16 protein-coding genes are annotated in these 17,829 nt (G+C 71.5%); 13 read left to right on the forward strand and 3 right to left on the reverse strand.

Going from position 1 to position 17,829, the window contains the following annotated elements:
* The first annotated feature begins 25 nt into the window (after positions 1-25).
* On the forward strand, positions 26-2,284 hold the full coding sequence (locus OG223_RS36520; RefSeq protein WP_329258050.1) for a putative bifunctional diguanylate cyclase/phosphodiesterase: 2,259 nt from the start codon (positions 26-28) through the stop codon (positions 2,282-2,284).
* Between the two features lie 74 nt (positions 2,285-2,358).
* Here OG223_RS36520 and OG223_RS36525 read toward each other — a convergent pair whose 3' ends face one another.
* Positions 2,359-2,946, reverse strand: a complete 588-nt coding sequence (locus OG223_RS36525; protein ID WP_329258053.1) for a TetR/AcrR family transcriptional regulator — start codon at positions 2,944-2,946, stop codon at positions 2,359-2,361.
* A gap of 107 nt (positions 2,947-3,053) precedes the next feature.
* Here OG223_RS36525 and OG223_RS36530 point away from each other — a divergent pair, with 107 nt between their 5' ends.
* The 5 genes from OG223_RS36530 (at position 3,054) to gatB (ending at position 7,105) form a co-directional block, all read left to right on the forward strand.
* On the forward strand, positions 3,054-3,425 hold the full coding sequence (locus OG223_RS36530) for a DUF4267 domain-containing protein (protein ID WP_329258056.1): 372 nt from the start codon (positions 3,054-3,056) through the stop codon (positions 3,423-3,425).
* Positions 3,426-3,531: 106 nt separating this feature from the next.
* Entirely contained in the window at positions 3,532-3,828 is a 297-nt protein-coding gene (gatC, locus tag OG223_RS36535; RefSeq protein ID WP_007384860.1) for an Asp-tRNA(Asn)/Glu-tRNA(Gln) amidotransferase subunit GatC, read from the forward strand.
* A 5-nt stretch (positions 3,829-3,833) separates the two neighbouring features.
* Positions 3,834-5,336, forward strand: a complete 1,503-nt coding sequence (gatA, locus tag OG223_RS36540; RefSeq protein ID WP_329258059.1) for an Asp-tRNA(Asn)/Glu-tRNA(Gln) amidotransferase subunit GatA — start codon at positions 3,834-3,836, stop codon at positions 5,334-5,336.
* Positions 5,333-5,575, forward strand: coding sequence for a hypothetical protein (locus OG223_RS36545; RefSeq protein ID WP_019058562.1), 243 nt, complete (start codon positions 5,333-5,335; stop codon positions 5,573-5,575). The genes gatA and OG223_RS36545 overlap by 4 nt, the downstream gene beginning before the upstream one ends.
* 15 nt (positions 5,576-5,590) lie before the next feature.
* Positions 5,591-7,105: an Asp-tRNA(Asn)/Glu-tRNA(Gln) amidotransferase subunit GatB gene (gatB, locus tag OG223_RS36550; protein ID WP_329258063.1), complete on the forward strand. Its 1,515-nt coding sequence runs from the start codon at positions 5,591-5,593 to the stop codon at positions 7,103-7,105.
* A gap of 62 nt (positions 7,106-7,167) precedes the next feature.
* Here the strand turns inward: gatB and OG223_RS36555 are convergent, their stop codons facing one another.
* Positions 7,168-7,965 carry an SAM-dependent methyltransferase gene (locus OG223_RS36555; RefSeq protein ID WP_329258066.1) on the reverse strand — a complete coding sequence of 266 codons (798 nt, stop codon included), beginning with the start codon at positions 7,963-7,965 and terminating at the stop codon, positions 7,168-7,170.
* A gap of 117 nt (positions 7,966-8,082) precedes the next feature.
* Between OG223_RS36555 and OG223_RS36560 the strand changes: the two genes are divergently transcribed.
* The 7 genes from OG223_RS36560 (at position 8,083) to OG223_RS36590 (ending at position 16,579) form a co-directional block, all read left to right on the forward strand.
* Positions 8,083-8,385 carry a hypothetical protein gene (locus tag OG223_RS36560; RefSeq protein WP_329258069.1) on the forward strand — a complete coding sequence of 101 codons (303 nt, stop codon included), beginning with the start codon at positions 8,083-8,085 and terminating at the stop codon, positions 8,383-8,385.
* 206 nt (positions 8,386-8,591) lie between these two features.
* Positions 8,592-10,835, forward strand: coding sequence for an MMPL family transporter (locus tag OG223_RS36565; RefSeq protein WP_329258071.1), 2,244 nt, complete (start codon positions 8,592-8,594; stop codon positions 10,833-10,835).
* Positions 10,813-11,388 (forward strand): GNAT family N-acetyltransferase, encoded by a 576-nt coding sequence (locus tag OG223_RS36570; RefSeq protein WP_329258074.1) that lies wholly within the window; start codon positions 10,813-10,815, stop codon positions 11,386-11,388. The genes OG223_RS36565 and OG223_RS36570 overlap by 23 nt, the downstream gene beginning before the upstream one ends.
* 35 nt (positions 11,389-11,423) lie before the next feature.
* On the forward strand, positions 11,424-12,074 hold the full coding sequence (locus tag OG223_RS36575; protein ID WP_329258077.1) for a hypothetical protein: 651 nt from the start codon (positions 11,424-11,426) through the stop codon (positions 12,072-12,074).
* A 209-nt stretch (positions 12,075-12,283) separates the two neighbouring features.
* Positions 12,284-12,469 (forward strand): hypothetical protein, encoded by a 186-nt coding sequence (locus OG223_RS36580; protein ID WP_329258080.1) that lies wholly within the window; start codon positions 12,284-12,286, stop codon positions 12,467-12,469.
* A gap of 716 nt (positions 12,470-13,185) precedes the next feature.
* Positions 13,186-16,248, forward strand: coding sequence for a helix-turn-helix transcriptional regulator (locus OG223_RS36585; protein ID WP_329265661.1), 3,063 nt, complete (start codon positions 13,186-13,188; stop codon positions 16,246-16,248).
* A gap of 46 nt (positions 16,249-16,294) precedes the next feature.
* Positions 16,295-16,579 carry a DUF6191 domain-containing protein gene (locus OG223_RS36590; protein ID WP_443073859.1) on the forward strand — a complete coding sequence of 95 codons (285 nt, stop codon included), beginning with the start codon at positions 16,295-16,297 and terminating at the stop codon, positions 16,577-16,579.
* Here OG223_RS36590 and OG223_RS36595 read toward each other — a convergent pair.
* Entirely contained in the window at positions 16,536-17,693 is a 1,158-nt protein-coding gene (locus OG223_RS36595) for a PQQ-dependent sugar dehydrogenase (RefSeq protein WP_329265663.1), read from the reverse strand. The two genes, OG223_RS36590 and OG223_RS36595, sit on opposite strands and share 44 nt — an antisense overlap.
* Positions 17,694-17,829: the final 136 nt, after the last annotated feature.

Here is a 17,829-nt window from a genome sequence, read left to right on the forward strand (position 1 = left end):
ACCGCCGGCTGTGAGAGGGACGGGAATGGAACCGACCGAGAGCGCCCCCCCGGACTCTCCGCTGCGCCGGCTCACCGGCGCCTGGCGGAGGAGCCGTTGGGGAGCGCGCCCCGTGGAGCGCCCGGGCGCCCAGCCGCGCGCCACCGGACAGTACTCCACACCGGACGCCCGGCACTCCGTACCACTCTCCACCAACCCGGGCTCAGGGCTGCACGGCGGCGACGGCGAGCGCCATCTGACCTGGCCCGCCCTGCCCACGGCGGTCGTGGTCGCGGCCGCGTTCGTCCTCGGCGCCGGATTCTTCCGCGCGTTCACCGGCGACCACGCGCTCTTCCCGTCCGGCACGGTCGGCTGGTCGCTGGCCGTCCTCACCGGCATCATCGTCGGCCACCTGGTCGCCCTCGGCCGCGCCCGCTGGTGGGGCGGCACCGGCTCGGGCGCCGCCCTCACCCTCGGCGTCCTGCTGCTCTACGGCTGGGTCGCCGCCGGCATGGTCAGCCTCACCGTCGTCGTCCTGGTCGGCATAGCCAGGCGCAACCGCTGGCGCCAGGGCGTGCTGCACGGCGCGGTGGACATCCTCGGCATCGCCGCCGGAGCACTCGTGCTGGGCGCGTTCGGCCGGGTGCCGTCCGTCGAGAAGCCCTGGAACCCCGACACCTGGACGGTCTACACCGCGCCCGAAGTGGTCCTGGTCGCCGTCGCCTATCTCGCCGTGACCCGCACTCTGCTCTGGTACCTGCACGCCCCGCGCCACGGCGGACTGCCCACCGTCGCCCGCACCGCCCTGCTCAGACAGGGCCTGGTCGCGGTCGCCCTGCTCGGCATCGCCCCGCTGATCTGCGTGGTCGCCGTGGCCCAGCCGGTCCTGCTGCCGCTGTTCTCGATCCCGCTGATCGCCCTCGACTCCACCTTGTGGATGGCTCGGGCCCGGGCCGAGGAACAGTTGCGCGACCCGCTGACCGGGCTGCCCAACCGGCAGTGGCTCCTGGAGCGCATCTGGACCGCGCTGGACGACGCCGAGCGCATCGGCGCCAAGGCCGCCCTCATGCTGATCGACCTCGACCGTTTTCGATCGGTCAACGACACCCTGGGCCATCTGGCCGGTGACCGGCTGCTGTTGCAGATAGCCGACCGGCTGCGGGTGGCGCTGCCGCGCGGGGCGGAGGCCGCGCGGCTCGGCGGTGACGAGTTCGCCGTCCTGCTGCCCGTCGCCGATTCCACCACGTCCGCGACCCGGGTCGCCCGCAACCTGGTCGCCGCGCTCAGCTCCCCGCTCGACCTCGACGGGCTCACCCTCGTCCTGGAGGCCAGTGCGGGCGTCGCCGTCTTCCCCGACCACGCGCTCGACGCCGAGGGGCTGCTGCGCCGGGCGGACGTGGCGATGTACCAGGCGAAGCGGGACCGTACGGGCGTGGAGGTCTACGAGTCCAAGCGGGACTCCAACACCCCTGACCGGCTGGGTCTGTTGGGGGATCTGCGCCGGGCGCTCGACGCGCACGAGGTGCAGTTGCACTACCAGCCCAAGGTGCGCTTCGACGGTCAGGTGGCCGGGCTTGAGGCGCTGGTGCGGTGGGTGCACCCGGAGCGCGGGAAGGTGCCGCCGGACGAGTTCATAGCGATCGCCGAGTCGTCCGGGCTGATGCCCCATCTCACCGAGTACGTGCTCGACACCGCGCTCGCCCAGGTCGCCAGGTGGCGGGCCCAGGGGCTGTTCGTACCGGTCGCGGTGAACGTCTCCCCGCGCGATGTGCACACCCCCGGATTCGCGGGGTCCGTGGCCGCGCGCCTGGCCCGGCACGGTGTTCCGCCGGGCTCGCTCCAACTGGAGATAACGGAACACGTCCTCCTGGAGGACCCCCAGCGCGCCGCCGACACCCTCAACGGGCTGACCGGGCACGGCGTGAAGATGTCGCTCGACGACTTCGGGACCGGGTACTCGTCCCTGGTGCACCTACGGCGGTTGCCGGTCAGCGAGTTGAAGATCGACCGGTCGTTCGTGGCTCGGCTGGCGGTGGACACGGAGGATGCGGAGATCGTGCGGTGCACGGTTGATCTCGCGCATTCTCTGGGGTTGCTTGTCGTCGCCGAGGGGGTCGAGGACGACGAGACGTGGGAGCGGTTGCGGGACCTGGGGTGTGATGCCGTGCAGGGGTGGTTGGTCGCTGCCGCCATGCCGCCCGAGGACATGACTGCCTGGTTGCTGGCTCGGGGGTCTCGGGGGTGGCAGCGGCCTCGGGCGGCCCTGCCTGCGGCTGCGGCCGATGATCCGGGGCGGATCGGGTGAGTTTTCGGCTGCCGGTTCGTTGTGGCCGGGCGCGCCCACGCGGCGGAGCCGCACATTGATGCAGTCCCGCGCCCCTAGGAAGTGCCCCCTGTTGTGAAGTGGCTGATCAGTAGCGCCAAGCGCTCCTCGTGTGCCCCCTCCGGTAGGCGGCCGCTGCGCATCAGTGTCACCAAGCCGTGCAGGCCCGCCCAGTACGTCTCCGTCAGCAGGGCCGGGTCGTCGCCCTCGGCCGCGATGGGCTCGACGGCCTGGAAGATCTCGCCGAACGCCTCCTGCAAGGGCGCCGGGGCCTCCGGGGTCGCGAACGGCAGGTCCACCATGTGGGTGAACATCGCGTCGTAGAGGGCGGGGCGGCGGCGGCCGAACGACGTGTACGTCTCGCCCACCGCGGTCAGCGCCCCCCGCGTGTCCTTCGCCGCCAGCCGCGCCGTGCGCATCTCGGACGCGATCTCCGCGCAGCCTTCCACCGCGACCGCCGCCATGATGGCGCCCTTGTCCTTGAAGTGGCTGTAGAGCACGGGCTGGCTGTACTCGATCTCGGCCGCCAGGCGCCGTGTCGTCACCGCGTCCCAGCCCTCCGTCTCGGCCAGTTCCCGCGCGGCCGAGACGATCAGCCGCTCGCGCTCCGCCCGTTCGCGCTCCCGGCGCGTCTGAATCGTCATGCCCGGAATTCTAGCATCGCTAGCGTTCCTGTCGACGCTCTGCTAGCTTCGCTCTTGTTCCTAGCGCTGCTAGAAAACGAGATGCGGCGAAGACGAGGAGAAGTGACGTGACCATCACCGCGTACACCCTGGCGATCCTGCTGGACCTGTTCTGCCTGTTCCTCGGCTACCGGTTCCTGTTCCAGCCCGGCCCCGCCGCCATCGGCTACGGCGTGCCGGCCGACCCGGCCGGCGACGCCCGCGCCTACCTCACGATCAAGGGCTCCAGGGACGGCACACTCGGTCTGATCGGCCTGGCTCTGCTGGCCTTCGCCGGGGCCCGTGCCGAGGCCTGGTTCATGCTCTGCGTGGCTGTCATACCGCTCGGCGACACCCTGATCGTGCTGCGCAACGGCGGGACGAAGGCCGTGGCCTACGGGATCCACTTCGCCACGGCGGTCGTCGTACTGATCACCGCCGCCCTGCTGTTCCTCGTCTGACGCGGCGCCCCGGACCGGGGTCCCGGCGAAACCGTTTAACGGCTGAGGGCCCCCGCCCCATAGGATTGGCGCCAAACCACACACACTCACCCCAGAGGAACGCTGCATGCCTGGCATCACGCGCGAGGAGGTCGCCCACCTCGCCCGGCTGGCGCGTCTGGAGCTGAAGCCCGAAGAGCTCGAACACTTCGCGGGACAGCTCGACGACATCATCGGCGCGGTCGCCCGCGTCAGCGAGGTCGCCGACCAAGACGTACCGCCGACCTCCCACCCGCTGCCGCTGACGAACGTCATGCGTGCGGACGAGGTCCGTCCCTCGCTCACCCCCGAGCAGGCGCTCTCCGGCGCCCCGGCCCAGGAGCAGCAGCGTTTCAAGGTGCCGCAGATCCTGGGGGAGGACTAATCACCATGACGGACCACAGCAGCATCATCCGGCTCACCGCCGCCGAGACCGCCGCGAACATCGCGTCCGGCGTCCTCACGGCCGTCGAGGTCACCGAGGCCCACCTCGCCCGTATCGAGGAGGTCGACGCGAAGGTGCACGCCTTCCTGCACGTCGACCGCGAGGGCGCCCTCGCGCAGGCCCGCGCCGTCGACGCGAAGCGGGCCAGGGGCGAGCAGCTCGGCCCGCTCGCCGGCGTCCCGCTCGCGCTCAAGGACATCTTCACCACCGAGGGCATCCCGACCACGGTCGGTTCCAAGATCCTCGAGGGCTGGATCCCGCCGTACGACGCGACGGTCACCAAGCGGCTGAAGGCCGCCGACGTGGTCATCCTCGGCAAGACCAACATGGACGAGTTCGCCATGGGGTCCTCCACCGAGAACAGCGCGTACGGGCCGACCGGCAACCCCTGGGATCTGACCAAGATCCCCGGCGGCTCCGGTGGCGGTTCCTCCGCCGCGCTCGCCTCCTTCCAGGCGCCGCTCGCGATCGGCACCGACACCGGCGGCTCGATCCGCCAGCCGGCCGCCGTCACCGGCACGGTCGGCGTCAAGCCGACGTACGGCGCGGTCTCCCGCTACGGCATGGTCGCCTTCTCCAGCTCCCTGGACCAGGGCGGCCCGTGCGCCCGTACGGTCCTGGACGCGGCGCTGCTGCACGAGGTCATCGCCGGACACGACCCGCTCGACTCGACGTCCATCGACGCCCCGGTCCCGCCGGTCGTCGAGGCCGCCCGCAACGGCAGCGTGCAGGGCATGCGCGTCGGCGTCGTCAAGCAGTTCCGCGGCGAGGGCTACCAGGCCGGCGTCATCCAGCGCTTCGACGAGGCCGTGGCCGTACTGAAGGAACTGGGCGCCGAGATCGTCGAGTTGGACTGCCCGTCCTTCGACCTCGCCCTGTCGGCGTACTACCTCATCGCGCCCTCCGAGTGCTCCTCCAACCTCGCCCGCTTCGACGGCCTGCGCTACGGCCTCCGTACCGGCGACGACGGCACCCACTCGGCCGAAGAGGTCACCTCGATCACCCGTGAGGCGGGCTTCGGCCCCGAGGTGAAGCGCCGCATCATGCTCGGGACGTACGCGCTGAGCTCCGGCTACTACGACGCGTACTACGGCAGCGCCCAGAAGGTCCGTACGCTCATCACCCGCGACTTCGAGAAGTCGTTCGAGAGCGTCGACGTGATCGTGTCGCCGACGACGCCGACCACCGCCTTCCCGATCGGCGAGCGTGCCGACGACCCGATGGCGATGTACCTCGCGGACCTGTGCACCATCCCGACCAACCTGGCGGGCAACTCGGCCATGTCGCTGCCCTGCGGCCTCGCGCCCGAGGACGGCCTCCCGGTCGGGCTGCAGATCATCGCCCCGGCGCTGAAGGACGACCGGCTTTACAAGGTCGGCGCCGCCGTAGAGGCCGCCTTCGTGGAAAAGTGGGGCCACCCGCTGCTTGAGGAGGCACCGTCGCTGTGAGCAATGCACTGTCGAAGGCCAAGGGCTTCAAGAAGTCCAAGTCCGGCACGTACGTGTCGATGGCCACCACCGCGTTCGGCGCGCTGGGTGTCGCCAAGCAGATCAAGAAGGCGCGCACCGAGCACGACACGCTCCGTCTGATCGACGCCACGGTGTCCGCCGTCGCGCTCGTCACCGGCTTCGCCATCCTGTACCGCGAGCTGAAGCGGCTGGGCGACGACGACGTCCTGCTGGGCTGAGAGGGAAAGTTCACCGTGACCACCACGACCGACCTGGAGTCGTACGAGGACGCTCTCGCGTCGTACGACCCCGTCATGGGCCTTGAGGTCCATGTCGAACTCGGCACCAAGACCAAGATGTTCTGCGGCTGTTCGACCGAACTGGGCGCCGAACCGAACTCGCAGACCTGCCCGACCTGCCTCGGCATGCCCGGCGCGCTCCCGGTCGTCAACGCGATCGGCGTCGAGTCCGCGATCAAGATCGGCCTCGCGCTGAACTGCGAGATCGCCGAGTGGTGCCGCTTCGCCCGGAAGAACTACTTCTATCCGGACATGCCGAAGAACTTCCAGACCTCCCAGTACGACGAGCCGATCGCCTTCAACGGCTATCTGGACGTCCAGTTGGAGGACGGCGAGACCTTCCGGGTGCAGATCGAGCGCGCCCACATGGAGGAGGACACCGGCAAGTCGCTGCACGTCGGCGGCGCGACGGGCCGTATCCACGGCGCCTCGCACTCGCTGCTCGACTACAACCGCGCCGGCATCCCGCTCATCGAGATCGTCACCAAGCCGATCGAGGGTGCGGGGGAGCGCGCTCCCGAGGTCGCGAAGGCGTACGTCGCCGAGCTGCGCGAGCTGATCCGGGCGCTCGGTGTCTCCGAGGCCCGCATGGAGCAGGGGCAGATGCGCTGCGACGTGAACCTGTCGCTGCGTCCGCACGGCCGCGAGAAGTTCGGCACCCGCAGCGAGACGAAGAACGTCAACTCGCTGCGCTCCGTGGAGCGTGCCGCCCGCTACGAGATCCAGCGCCACGCCGCGGTGCTGAACTCCGGCGGCACGATCATCCAGGAGACCCGCCACTTCCACGAGGACACCGGGTCGACGACCTCGGGCCGCGTGAAGGAGGAGGCGGAGGACTACCGGTACTTCCCCGAGCCGGACCTCGTTCCGGTGGCCCCCTCGCGCGAGTGGGTCGAGGAGATCCGCGCCGAGCTGCCCGAGCAGCCGCTGGCCCGCCGCAACCGGCTGAGCGAGGAGTGGGGGATCACCGCGTTCGACATGCAGTCGATCCTCAACGCCGGTGCCATCGACTCGATCGTCGCGACGATCGACGCCGGTGCCGACGCGGCCTCCGCGCGCAAGTGGTGGATGGGTGAACTGGCGCGCAGCGCCAACGAGTCCGGCAAGGCGCTCGACGAGCTGCCCATCACGCCGGAGCAGGTCGCCCGCGTCACCGCGCTGGTCAACTCCGGTGACCTGAACGACAAGTTGGCCCGCCAGGTCATCGAAGGCGTCCTCGCCGGCGAGGGCACCCCGGACGAGGTCGTCGAGAAGCGCGGTCTGAAGGTCGTCTCCGACGACGGCGCCCTCACCACCGCCGTCCAGGAGGCCATCGCCGGCAACCCGGGCATCGCCGACAAGATCCGCGGCGGCAAGGTCGCGGCGGCCGGCGCCCTGGTCGGCGCGGTCATGAAGGCCACCCGCGGCCAGGCCGACGCGGCCCGCGTCAAGGAGCTCATCCTGGAGCAACTGGGCGTCAGCGAAGGCTGAGCCGGTACGCCCCGGCGAACGGCCCCGGAGACACGGTCTCCGGGGCCGTTCCCGTTTTCCCGTTACACCACCCGGCGGCCCACGACCCGGGCGAAGCCGAGGAGTTGCCCCTGGTCGGCCTTCACCAGTTCCACCGACTCACGGGCCATCCGCGCCATCCACTCGTAGGGACTCTCCTCGGCGCACACCTCGCTCCACAGCAGCCAGTCCTTCCAGCCGTCGGGCAGCCAGTCGGCGGCCTCGACCTCCACGGTCCCGCCGCGCGTCCAGTGGCGGCGCCACCAGGCGGGGGAGTGGAAGGCCCAGAAACCGGGGTCCCAGAAGGACTTCAGATGCTCCGGCGCTTCGTCGCCCGCCAACTCCTCCCGGAGCGCGGGCATGACGACGCCGATCCGGCCCCCGGGCTTCAACAACCGTGTCAGCGTGGGCAGATACAGGTCGGCGGTGCCGAAGTACTGGTAGGCGTCGATCGACACGATCGCGTCGAACGTGCCCTCCGCGAAGGGCAGGTCGTGCGCCTCCACATGCATGGGCAGCACGCGGTCCGCGACGCCCGCCTCGGCGATCCGTACGGCGTTCTCGTCGGGCTTCACCCACAGGTCGGCGGCGGTGACCTGGAGGTCGTACTCCTTGGCGAGGAAGACGGAGGTCATGGCGCGCCCGCAGCCCAGGTCGAGCACGCGCGCGCCGGGGCGCAGGGTGTCGAGGCCGAGGGCGGGTGCCAGCCATTCCAGCAGCCACAGCGCGTGCGGGCCCATCTGGTTCTCGATGGTCCAGCGGGCGTCGTAGGTGTTGCTGCGCGGGTAGCGGGGGTGGGTCAGACGGTCGGTCAGGCGGACGTTCGGTTCGGTGTCGGGCATCGGTGAACGGGCTCCTCCGGTTCTGCGTAGCTCCCTGTGGGAGAGCAACGAGATTGTGGAGGACGTCCGTTGGCCGCGCACCAGGTTTCTCAGGCGGAGGCGCTACGCTCGCCCGCCATGGACGGACGCGGAGATTCCGAGATGTCCGAATCGGACGATTTCGATGATCTGGCACTGGACGCGCGGCGGGCCCGCTGGACGGCGGTCCTGACCGGAGCCGTGCTGGCCCTGGCCGGTGTGGCCGCGGCGGCGCTGAGGGCCACCGGTTCCGCACCGGTGCTCGTCCCGGCCGCCTATGCCGTGGGTGCGGCGCTGTGCGCGCTCGCGGCGGTCCTGGGGTCCAGGGGTCGTACCAGACGGGCGCTTTGGCTGCTGGTCGTCGGCGCGATGGTGATGGCGCTGGGGGACCAGTTCGACTGAGGCACCGGGCGGGGTGACAGAGTCGCCGTTACTGTCCTGTGATCTGGCTCCCACTCTCGTGATGAAGCCCGTGAACGTCATGGACGATCACTTTCGGCTGCGAGAGTGGGCCGCGTATCGCTCATGCGTTCTTTGCGGGCTGTTCATCCTTCGGACGATGTTTCCCGGTCAAAGATCCACAATTCGCCATCCCCGGGAGCACGTTCGTGGCAGCCCTCGCCCGCTGGTGTGTTCGGCACCGCCTCGCCGCCGTCCTGCTGTGGCTCCTCGCGTTCGGCGGGGTCACCGCGGCCGCCGCGGTCGCCGGCTCGGCGTACTCGAACGACTACGAAGCCCCCGGTACGGAGTCGGGCCGTGCGACGCGGTTGCTCAAGGAGGGGTTTCCGGGTCTCGGCGGCGACAGCGACACCGTGGTCTGGCGCACCTCACCCGGTTCCGTCCGCGCCGCCGACGTCGAACAGACCATGACCGACGCCCTGGACAGGATCGCGAGCCTGCCCGGGGTCGCCTCCGTGGTCAGCCCCTACGACGGGCAGGGCACCGGCCGGATCAGCGCCGACGGGCGGACCGCGTACGCCACCGTCACCTTCGCTCACCAGGCCGAGGGCATCGACAAGTCCGAGGCGCAGGCGGTCGTCCGTGCCGCCAAGGCCGTCGAGACCGACGGACTCCAGGTCGAACTGGGCGGCGGCGCCATCGCGCTCACCGAGTCGTCGAGCGGGCACACCGCCGAGATCGTCGGGGTCGCCGTCGCGGCTCTCGTGCTGTTCCTCGCCTTCGGATCGCTCGCCGCCTCGCTGCTGCCCATCGGCACCGCCCTGGTGAGCGTCGGCACCGCGTACGCGGCGATCGTGCTCCTGGGGCACGCGATGACCGTCGCCGACTTCGCGCCCATGCTCGGCATGCTGATCGGGCTCGGTGTCGGCATCGACTACGCGCTGTTCATCGTGACCCGGCACCGGCGCGGGCTGAAACGCGGACTGTCCGTCACGGAGGCGGTCACCAACGCGGTCGTCACCACCGGGCGCGCGGTCGTCTTCGCGGGCGCCACCGTGTGCATCGCCCTCCTGGGGATGCTGATCCTGCGGCTCGGCTTCCTCAACGGGGTAGCGATCGCCGCCTCGTTGACGGTGGTGCTCACCGTCGCGGCCTCCGTGACGCTCCTCCCGGCCCTGCTGTCCTTCATCGGCCCGCGCGCCCTCAGCCGCCGCGAACGCCGCCGACTGGCGGAGCACGGGCCCCAGCCGGAGCTGCCCACCGGCCTCGCCGCCCGCTGGTCCGCGTTCGTCGAGCGCCACCCGAAACTCCTCGGCGCCCTCGCCCTGGTCGTCATCACCGTCCTCGCGCTGCCCACGCTCGCGCTCCACCTGGGCACCTCCGACCAGGGCAACGACCCCCAGTCGTCGACCACCCGCCAGGCCTACGACCTCCTCGCGGAGGGCTTCGGCCCCGGCGTCAACGGCCCCCTCACCCTCGTCACGAAGATCGACGGCGCCGAGGACAGGCTCACCCTCGACAACCTCGACGCCACCCTGCGCACCACCGACGGCATCGCCTCCGTGACCCCGGTGACCTACGACGCCGGCGGCTCCACCGGGTACTTCTCGGTCGTCCCGGACTCGGCACCGCAGTCCCAGAAGACCAGCGACCTCGTCGACCGGCTGCGCACCGAGGTACTGCCAAGGGCCGAGACGGGCACCTCGCTCGACATCCACGTCGGCGGGGTGACGGCGAGCTACGACGACTTCGCGGACGTCATCGTCGGCAAGCTCCCGCTGTTCGTCGGGGTCGTCATCTCGCTCGGCTGTGTGCTGCTCCTGCTCGCCTTCCGGTCGATCGGCATCCCGCTCAAGGCCGCGGCGATGAACGTCGCCGCCGTGGCAGCCGCCTTCGGAGTCGTCGTCGCGATCTTCCAGTGGGGCTGGGGGAGCGAGTTCCTGGGCCTCGGGCGGGCCGGGCCGATCGAGCCCTTCCTCCCCGTGATCATGGTGTCCGTCCTCTTCGGCCTCTCGATGGACTACCAGGTCTTCCTGGTCAGCCGGATGTACGAGGAATGGCTGGAAACCGGCGACAACCGCCGGGCCGTCCGCGTCGGCCTCGCCGAGACCAGCCGGGTCATCAACTCGGCCGCCGTCATCATGATCTCGGTCTTCCTCGCCTTCGTGCTCAGCGGAGACCGCGTGATCGCCATGTTCGGCATCGCGCTGGCGGCCGCCGTCGCCCTGGACGCCTTTGTTCTCCGTACGTTGCTGGTGCCCGCCCTCATGCACCTGCTGGGCGGCGCCAACTGGTGGCTGCCGCGCGGCCTGGACCGCGTCCTGCCCCGCATCAGCATCGAGCCCCCCGAGTGCCGCGCCGCCCATGAGAGGCTGGCCGCCGCGACGGACGCCGAGGTGGCGGACGTCCTGGCGAAGGAGCGGGAGCAGGATGTACGCGATATCCCTGGGTGACGACGGGGCCGAACTGCGTCCCCTGGAGCCGTGGCACGCCGAGGAGTTCCTCGCCCACCTGGACCGCGGCCGGGAGTTCATCGGACAGTTCATCTCCTTCGGGTCCAAGGAGACGGACGTCGACTCCGCGCGGGCCATGCTCCAGCGCTACGCCGACCTGCGCGCCGCCGACAGCGCGTCCCTGCACGGCATCTGGCTGGACGGCAAGCTCGTGGGCGGGGTCCTCTTCCTGAACTTCCACGCCGACCAGGGCAACTGCGAGGTCGGCTGCTGGCTGGAACCCGCCGCTGCCGGGCACGGACTGATCACGCGCGCGATACGGATCCTCATCGACTTCGCGATCGAACAGCGCGGCATCCACCGGGTCGAATGGCATGCCGCCGCGGGCAATGAGAAGAGCCTGAATGTTGCCCGCCGCATGGGCATGACCAGGGACGGGATCCTCCGCCGGTCACACCCCCACGGGGGCCTGCGGCACGACATCGAGGTGTGGTCCGTGCTCGCACCCGAGTGGCGCGAGGCACGCGCGCGTGCCTCGCACGCCGATCTTTAAGGAACTTCTCAGAAACCACCCCTACCGTGCGCACCATGGGTACCAAGACTGTTGACGAGGCCGCGAACGAGGCCACCGAGGTGAAGAGCGACGCGGAGACCGTCGACGTCACCAAGACCGATGTGACGAAGGCCGATGTCACCAAGACCGACGAGGAAGTGACCGAGCAGGAAACCGCCACCGCGGAGGCCACCGAGGCCGAGGCCGCAGCCGCCGAGGACGAGGACGACCTCTCCGAGGAGGAGTACGCGGCCGAGCTCGCGAAGCTCGGGCTGGCGGAGCCGGAGGGCTCCTCCGGCGTCGGCCAGGGTGCCGCCGCCGTGGTCTCCGCCGCGCTCGGCTTCATCTCGCTCTCCGGCGGCTGGATCGGCTCCGTCGCCGCCGCCCGCGAGACCCTCGTGGGCCAGCTCCACACCGCCTCCACCGCGAGCGTGGCCACCCAGATCAAGGAGGTCTACGGCGACGCCTGGCACACCACCGCGCTGTGGGCCGGCATCTTCGCTCTGGTCGGCGCGCTCGTGGGTGTCGCGGCCCTGGTCCGGCCCGCGTTCGGCGCCCCCGGCAAGCCGCAGGCCACCTGGATCAAGTCGGTCGCCTGGGCGGGTGTCGCGCTCGGCGTCGTAGGCCTGCTCCTGGCTGTCCTCAAGTACACCGACGTGCTGCTCAGCCTGCCGTCGGCTAGCTGACGACCGGTTTACTTCACCGCACGTCATCAGGGGTCTTAGTGCCTCCGTAAGCACCTTACGGAGGCACTAAGACCCCTTACGCACGTCTAAGGCCCGCCCGGCTCCGCAAGATGCGGAACTCTCCCGATGTGGCGGACCCCCCTGGGAGACGAAGGTTGAGGCATCGCAGAAAGCGAAGCCCGACAACCGCCTCTTCCAAGGGACTTGAGATGTACGAGTACGAACTCCACCAGATCCGTTCCGCCGAACTGCGCCGGCAGGCCGCGAACGAGCGCCTGGCCCGCGAGGCCGTGCGCGGCGCCCGCGCCGCCCGCCGCGAGCAGGCCCGCCGTGCCGCCGAGGGGGAGGTGCATAGCCAAGGCCCCCGCAGGCACCTGTTCGCCCGAGCCTCGTGACTGGCCGGGCCCGGCAGGATGGGGGCCGCGGGGTGCCGGCCGGGCAGGATGGCCGTGCGGTGCCCGCCGGGCAGGCTGGTCCTGCGGCGCCGGCTCGACAGGACGGCCGTGCGGTGGCCGCTGGGCAGGATGGCGGCCGGGTGGTGCCGGCCGGGCAGGGTGCTCCTACGGCGCCCGCTCGGCCGGACGCGCGTAAGGCGCCCGCTCGGCAGGGTGCTCCTGCGGCGCCAGCTCGGCAGGGCGGCCGTGTGGTGCCGGCCGGGCAGCGTGGTCCTTCGGTGCCCGCCCGACAGAGCGGTTCTACGGTGTCCGCCGGGCCGGATGGTCCTACGGCGCCAGCTCGGCCGGACGCTCGTACGGCGCCCGCCGTGCAGGGTGCTCCTGCGGCGCCAGCTCGGCAGGGCGGTCGTGTGGTGCCGGCCGGGCAGCGTGGTCCTTCGGTGCCCGCCCGGCAGAGCGGTTCTGCGGTGTCCGCCGGGCAGGACGGTCCCACGGCGCCCGCTCGGCCGGACGCGCGTACGGCGCCCGCTCGGCAGGGTGCTCCTGCGGCGCCAGCTCGGCAGGGTGGTCCTGCGGTGTCCGCCGGGCAGGGTGGTCCTGCGGCGCCAGCTCGGCAGGGCGGTCCTACGGCGCTCGCCCGGCAGGGTGGCGGCGGGGTGCTCCCGGCCGGGGCCGGCCGCTCGAAAACCGGTGCCGTGTTGTCAGACCCGCGTGACATGCTCGGGGCCGTGGAGACCAGGTCCGTCAGTCCGGTCTTCGTCGGTCGTGCCGGCGAGCTGGACACGCTGAACGATGCGCTCGCCCGCGCCGCCGCGGGCGAGCCGCAGGCGTTGCTGCTGGGCGGTGAGGCCGGCGTGGGCAAGACCCGGCTGGTCGAGGAGTTCGCCACCGCCGCCTGCCGCCGGGGCGCCGTCGTCGCACTCGGCGGCTGCGTCGAGATCGGCGCGGACGGACTGCCCTTCGCCCCGTTCTCCACCGCCCTGCGCGCGCTGCGCCGCGCACTGCCCGCCGAGCTGTCCGCGGCCGCCGCCGGCCAGGAGGAGGAACTCGCCCGGCTGCTCCCCGAGTTGGCGGAGACACCCACCGACCGGCGGGCCGGCCGCCACGACGAGGAGGGCATGGCCCGCCTCTTCGAACTCACCGCGCGCCTCCTGGAGCGCGTCGCCGCCGAGCGCACGGTCGTCGTCGCCCTGGAGGACCTGCACTGGGCCGACGCCTCCACCCGCCACCTCCTCGCCTACCTCTTCCGCACCCTGCGCACCGGCCGCCTCCTCGTCCTCGCCACCTACCGCGCCGACGACATCCACCGCCGCCACCCGCTGCGCCCCCTGCTCGCCGAACTCGACCGGCTCCGCACGGTCCGCCGGATCGAACTGGGCCGCTTCAACCGGCAGGAGGTGGGCCGCCAGATCGCCGGCATCCACGCCGCCGAACCCGACCCCGCCCAGGTCGACGAGATCTTCGAACGCTCCGACGGCAACGCCTTCTTCGTCGAGGAACTCGCCGTCGCCGCCCACGACGGCTGCCGCAGCAACCTCACCGACTCCCTGCGCGACCTGCTCCTGGTCCGGGTCGAGTCACTGCCCGAGAGCGCCCAGCGGGTCTGCCGGATCGTCGCCGAGGGCGGCTCCACCGTCGAGTACCGGCTGCTCGCCGCCGTCGCCCGGCTCGCCGAGGACGACCTCATTGAGGCGCTGCGGGCCGCCGTCGGCGCCAACATCCTCCAGGCCGCCCCCGGTGACGACGGCTACCGCTTCCGTCACTCCCTGGTCCGCGAGGCCGTCGGCGACGACCTGCTGCCCGGCGAGCGCTCCCGCATCAACCGCCGGTACGCCGAGGTCCTGGAGGCCGACCCGACGCTCGTCCCGGCCGACCAGCGCGTCATGCGCCTGGCGAGCTACTGGTACCACGCCCACGACGCCGCCAAGGCCCTCCCCGCCGTCCTGGCCGCCTCCGTCGCGGCCCGCGGCCGGCACGCCCACTCCGAGCAACTACGGCTCCTGGAGCGGGCGATGGAGCTCTGGGACACCGCCCCCGACGCCGTACGCGCCGGTCTGCGTCCCGTCGACTACACCGAGGTGTACCCGCCCTGCGGGTGCGACCCGGAGACCACACCCCTGCGCTATCTCGACCTGATGGCGGAGGCGGCCGTCGCCGGGCGGCTGAGCGGGGAGCGCGAGCGCGCCCTGAAGATCACCAAGCGGGCCCTGCACCTCCTGGAGGACGAGGGCGACCCGCTGCGGGCCGCCTGGTTCTGGGTGCAGCGCTCCGTCCTGGTCCGGGCCCAGTCCCGCGGCGACGGCTGGACGGAACTGGCCGCCGCCCAGGAGCTGGTCCGCGGACTGCCGCCCTCCGAGGTGCACGCGGAGGTACTGGCCAAGGTCGCCGGCTGGTCCACGGTGCATGTGCCGGGACCGGACGCCTACGTGGCCGCCGAGCGCGCGGTCGAGTACGCGCGCATGGTGGGCGCCCGCGAGATCGAGCTGGACGCGCGCCTCACCCTGGCCGGCCTCATGGTCGTGTCCGGCGACGTCGAGGCGGGACTCGCCGAGCTGGTCGAGGTGAACGAACGAACGGTCGCGGAGGGCATCTCCACCGTCGCCGGCCGCAGCTATGTGAACCTTCCCTCCTTCCTCGAAACGGTCGGCCGCTCCCGGGAGGCGCTGCCCATCCTGGAGACGGGGCTCGCCTTCGCCAAGAAGTTCGGCCAGTTCGACAAAGAGGCGTGGATCTGGGGAAACCTCGCCGAGTCCCTGTTCACCCTGGGCCGCTGGGACGAGGCCGCCGAGGCGGCGACCAACTCGCAGCGCGTGGACCAGAGCGCCAAACCCCGCGGTTTCCACGCCCGGATCCGCGCCGAACTCGCTCTCGCCCGAGGTGACGTGGCGCAGGCCCGTGACCAACTGGCCGCCGCCCGCGAGCACTTCGGCACCCATGACGTCGCCCCCCAGCATCATCTGCCGTTGGAGCGGATCGAACTCCAGGTCGCCACCGCCGAGGGCCGCCTCCTCGACGCCCGCGCCACCCTCGAACTGGTCCTGGACTCCGGCTTCCGCCCCGGCACGCACTTCGAGGCCTGGCCCCTGCTGGTCACCGCGGCCGTCGCCGAGACCCAGGCCGTCGGCCTGCCCGTCGCCGACCCCGGCCGCCCCAAGATCCTCGAACGCCTCCGGGCGGTCGCCAAGCAGGTACCCACCAACGTCCCCGTCTGGCGGGCCCACGAACGCTGGCTCCGCGCCGAACTCCTGTACGCCGAGGGCCGCTCCACCCCGGACGACTGGTCCGAGGCGGTCGCCGCCTTCGAATGCCTCGACCGCCCCTACGACCTCGCCCGCGTCCGGCACCGGCTGGCCGAAGCGGTGCTGTCCGACCCCGACGGGGGTGACGACGAGCGGGACCGCGCCACGGAACTGCTCCGCCTGTCCGCCGCCGTAGCCGACCACCTGGGCGCCCGCCCGCTCGCCGACTCCGTCGCGCTGCTTGCCCAGCGGGCCCGGCTGACGCTCACGAAGGTCCCGGCGCGCAGAGCGGTCCCCGCCGACCCCGTCGAGGCGCTCGGTCTCACCAGCCGGGAGCGTGACGTCCTGCGCCTGGTGTCCGCCGGCCGCACCAACCGGCAGATCGCCGAGGAACTCTTCATCTCCCCGAAGACCGCGAGCGTCCACGTCTCGAACATCCTGGGCAAGCTCGGCGTCTCGGGCCGGGGCGAGGCGGCGGCCGTGGCCCACCGGCTGGAGCTGTTCCCGCCCGACCCGCTCACCGTGCGTTCCGCGCGATGAGTCGTACGCTGTAGGGGACCGGCACAGGGGAGGCGCCGTGTTCAACATGTTCGAGGAGTTGTTCTCACCGGGCCGCAAGCACACCCAGGACGAGGCCAACCGGCTTGCGCTGACCAGGGTCGATGTCGCCGACGGTGACCCCGGGCGCGGGCCGATAGACCTGGAGTCCGGGAAGGTCGTCGTACGGCTGCCGGAAGCCGACGCTCGTACCGATCCCGATCCCGATCCCGATCCCGATGCTGGGTCCGGCGACGACGCCGATGCCGACCCCTCCGCCGAGCCGCCCGCTACGTCACCTGAAGCTCCAGAATCCGGTCGTCCCCCGACTTAGGCGTGCCGCGGCCGTCCGTGTTGCTGGTGATCAGCCACAGCTTGTCGCCGTCGGCCGACGCCACGGTGCGCAGCCGGCCGTACTCGCCGGTGAGGAAGGCCTGCGGGGCGGCGGACGCCTTCGTGCCGTCCAGCGGGATGCGCCACAGGCGTTGGCCCTTCAGCCCCGCCATCCATACGGAACCCTCGGCGTAGGCGATGCCGCTCGGGGAGGCGTCGTCCGTGTGCCACTGGGCGATCGGGTTGTGGTACTCGGCGTTGTTCCCCTTGCCTTCCGCGTCCGGCCAGCCGTAGTCGTCGCCCGGCGTGATCGCGTTCAGCTCGTCCCAGGTGTCCTGGCCGAACTCCGAGGCGAACAGCCGCTGCTTGGAGTCCCAGGCGAGGCCCTGCACATTGCGGTGGCCGTAGGTGTACACCGGCGAGTTCGGGAACGGGTTGCCCGGCGCCGGGTCGCCCTCCGGGGTCAGCCGCAGGATCTTGCCGCCGAGGGACTTCTTGTCCTGCGCCAGGCCCCGCTGACCGCTCTCGCCCGTGCCCGCGTACAGCATGCCGTCCGGGCCGAAGGCGATGCGGCCGCCGTTGTGGATGTAGCCCTTGGGGATGCCCTTGAAGACCGTGTCGGGCGCGCCCAACTGCTCACCGGCGGGCTTCTTCTCGTCGTACAGCACGCGGACGATGCGGTTGTCCGAGGCCGAGGTGAAGTACGCGTAGATCATGTGGTCCGAGGCGTAGTCAGGGGAGAGCGCGATACCGAGGAGGCCGCCCTCACCGGCCGCGGAGACCCCGGACACCGTGCCCAACTCGGTCTTCTTGCCGGTCTTCTCGTCGATCCTCGTGATCGTGCCGTCGTCGCGCGAGGAGACCAGGAGGTCCCCCTCGGGCAGCGGGGCGAGGCCCCACGGGGTCTTCAGCCCCTCGGTGACCGTGCGCAGCACCTTCACCGTGCCCTTGGCGGGCGGGGTCTGCTCGGCGGCCTGCGCGGAGGGCGAGGCCGCCCCGGTCGCCGTACCGCTGCTGCCGGACGACGCACCGGTGCCGTCACCCGGGGATCCTCCTCCGTCGGAGGAGCACCCGGCCGTCAGCAGGAGTGCGGTCACGGCCAGGGCGGCCGGCACGGCTCGACGTTGCACGATCGGGTCCTTTCGACGGGCGGGCACTCACCGGTGGATACGGCGCTTCCTCACGGCGGGCTCACGGCCGCACCGTCCGGCTGGTTCTCCTTGTCATACTCCGCTCACGCCGCACGGGTTC

The organism is Streptomyces sp. NBC_01478, assembly GCF_036227225.1.
Taxonomy (GTDB): Bacteria; Actinomycetota; Actinomycetes; order Streptomycetales; family Streptomycetaceae; genus Streptomyces.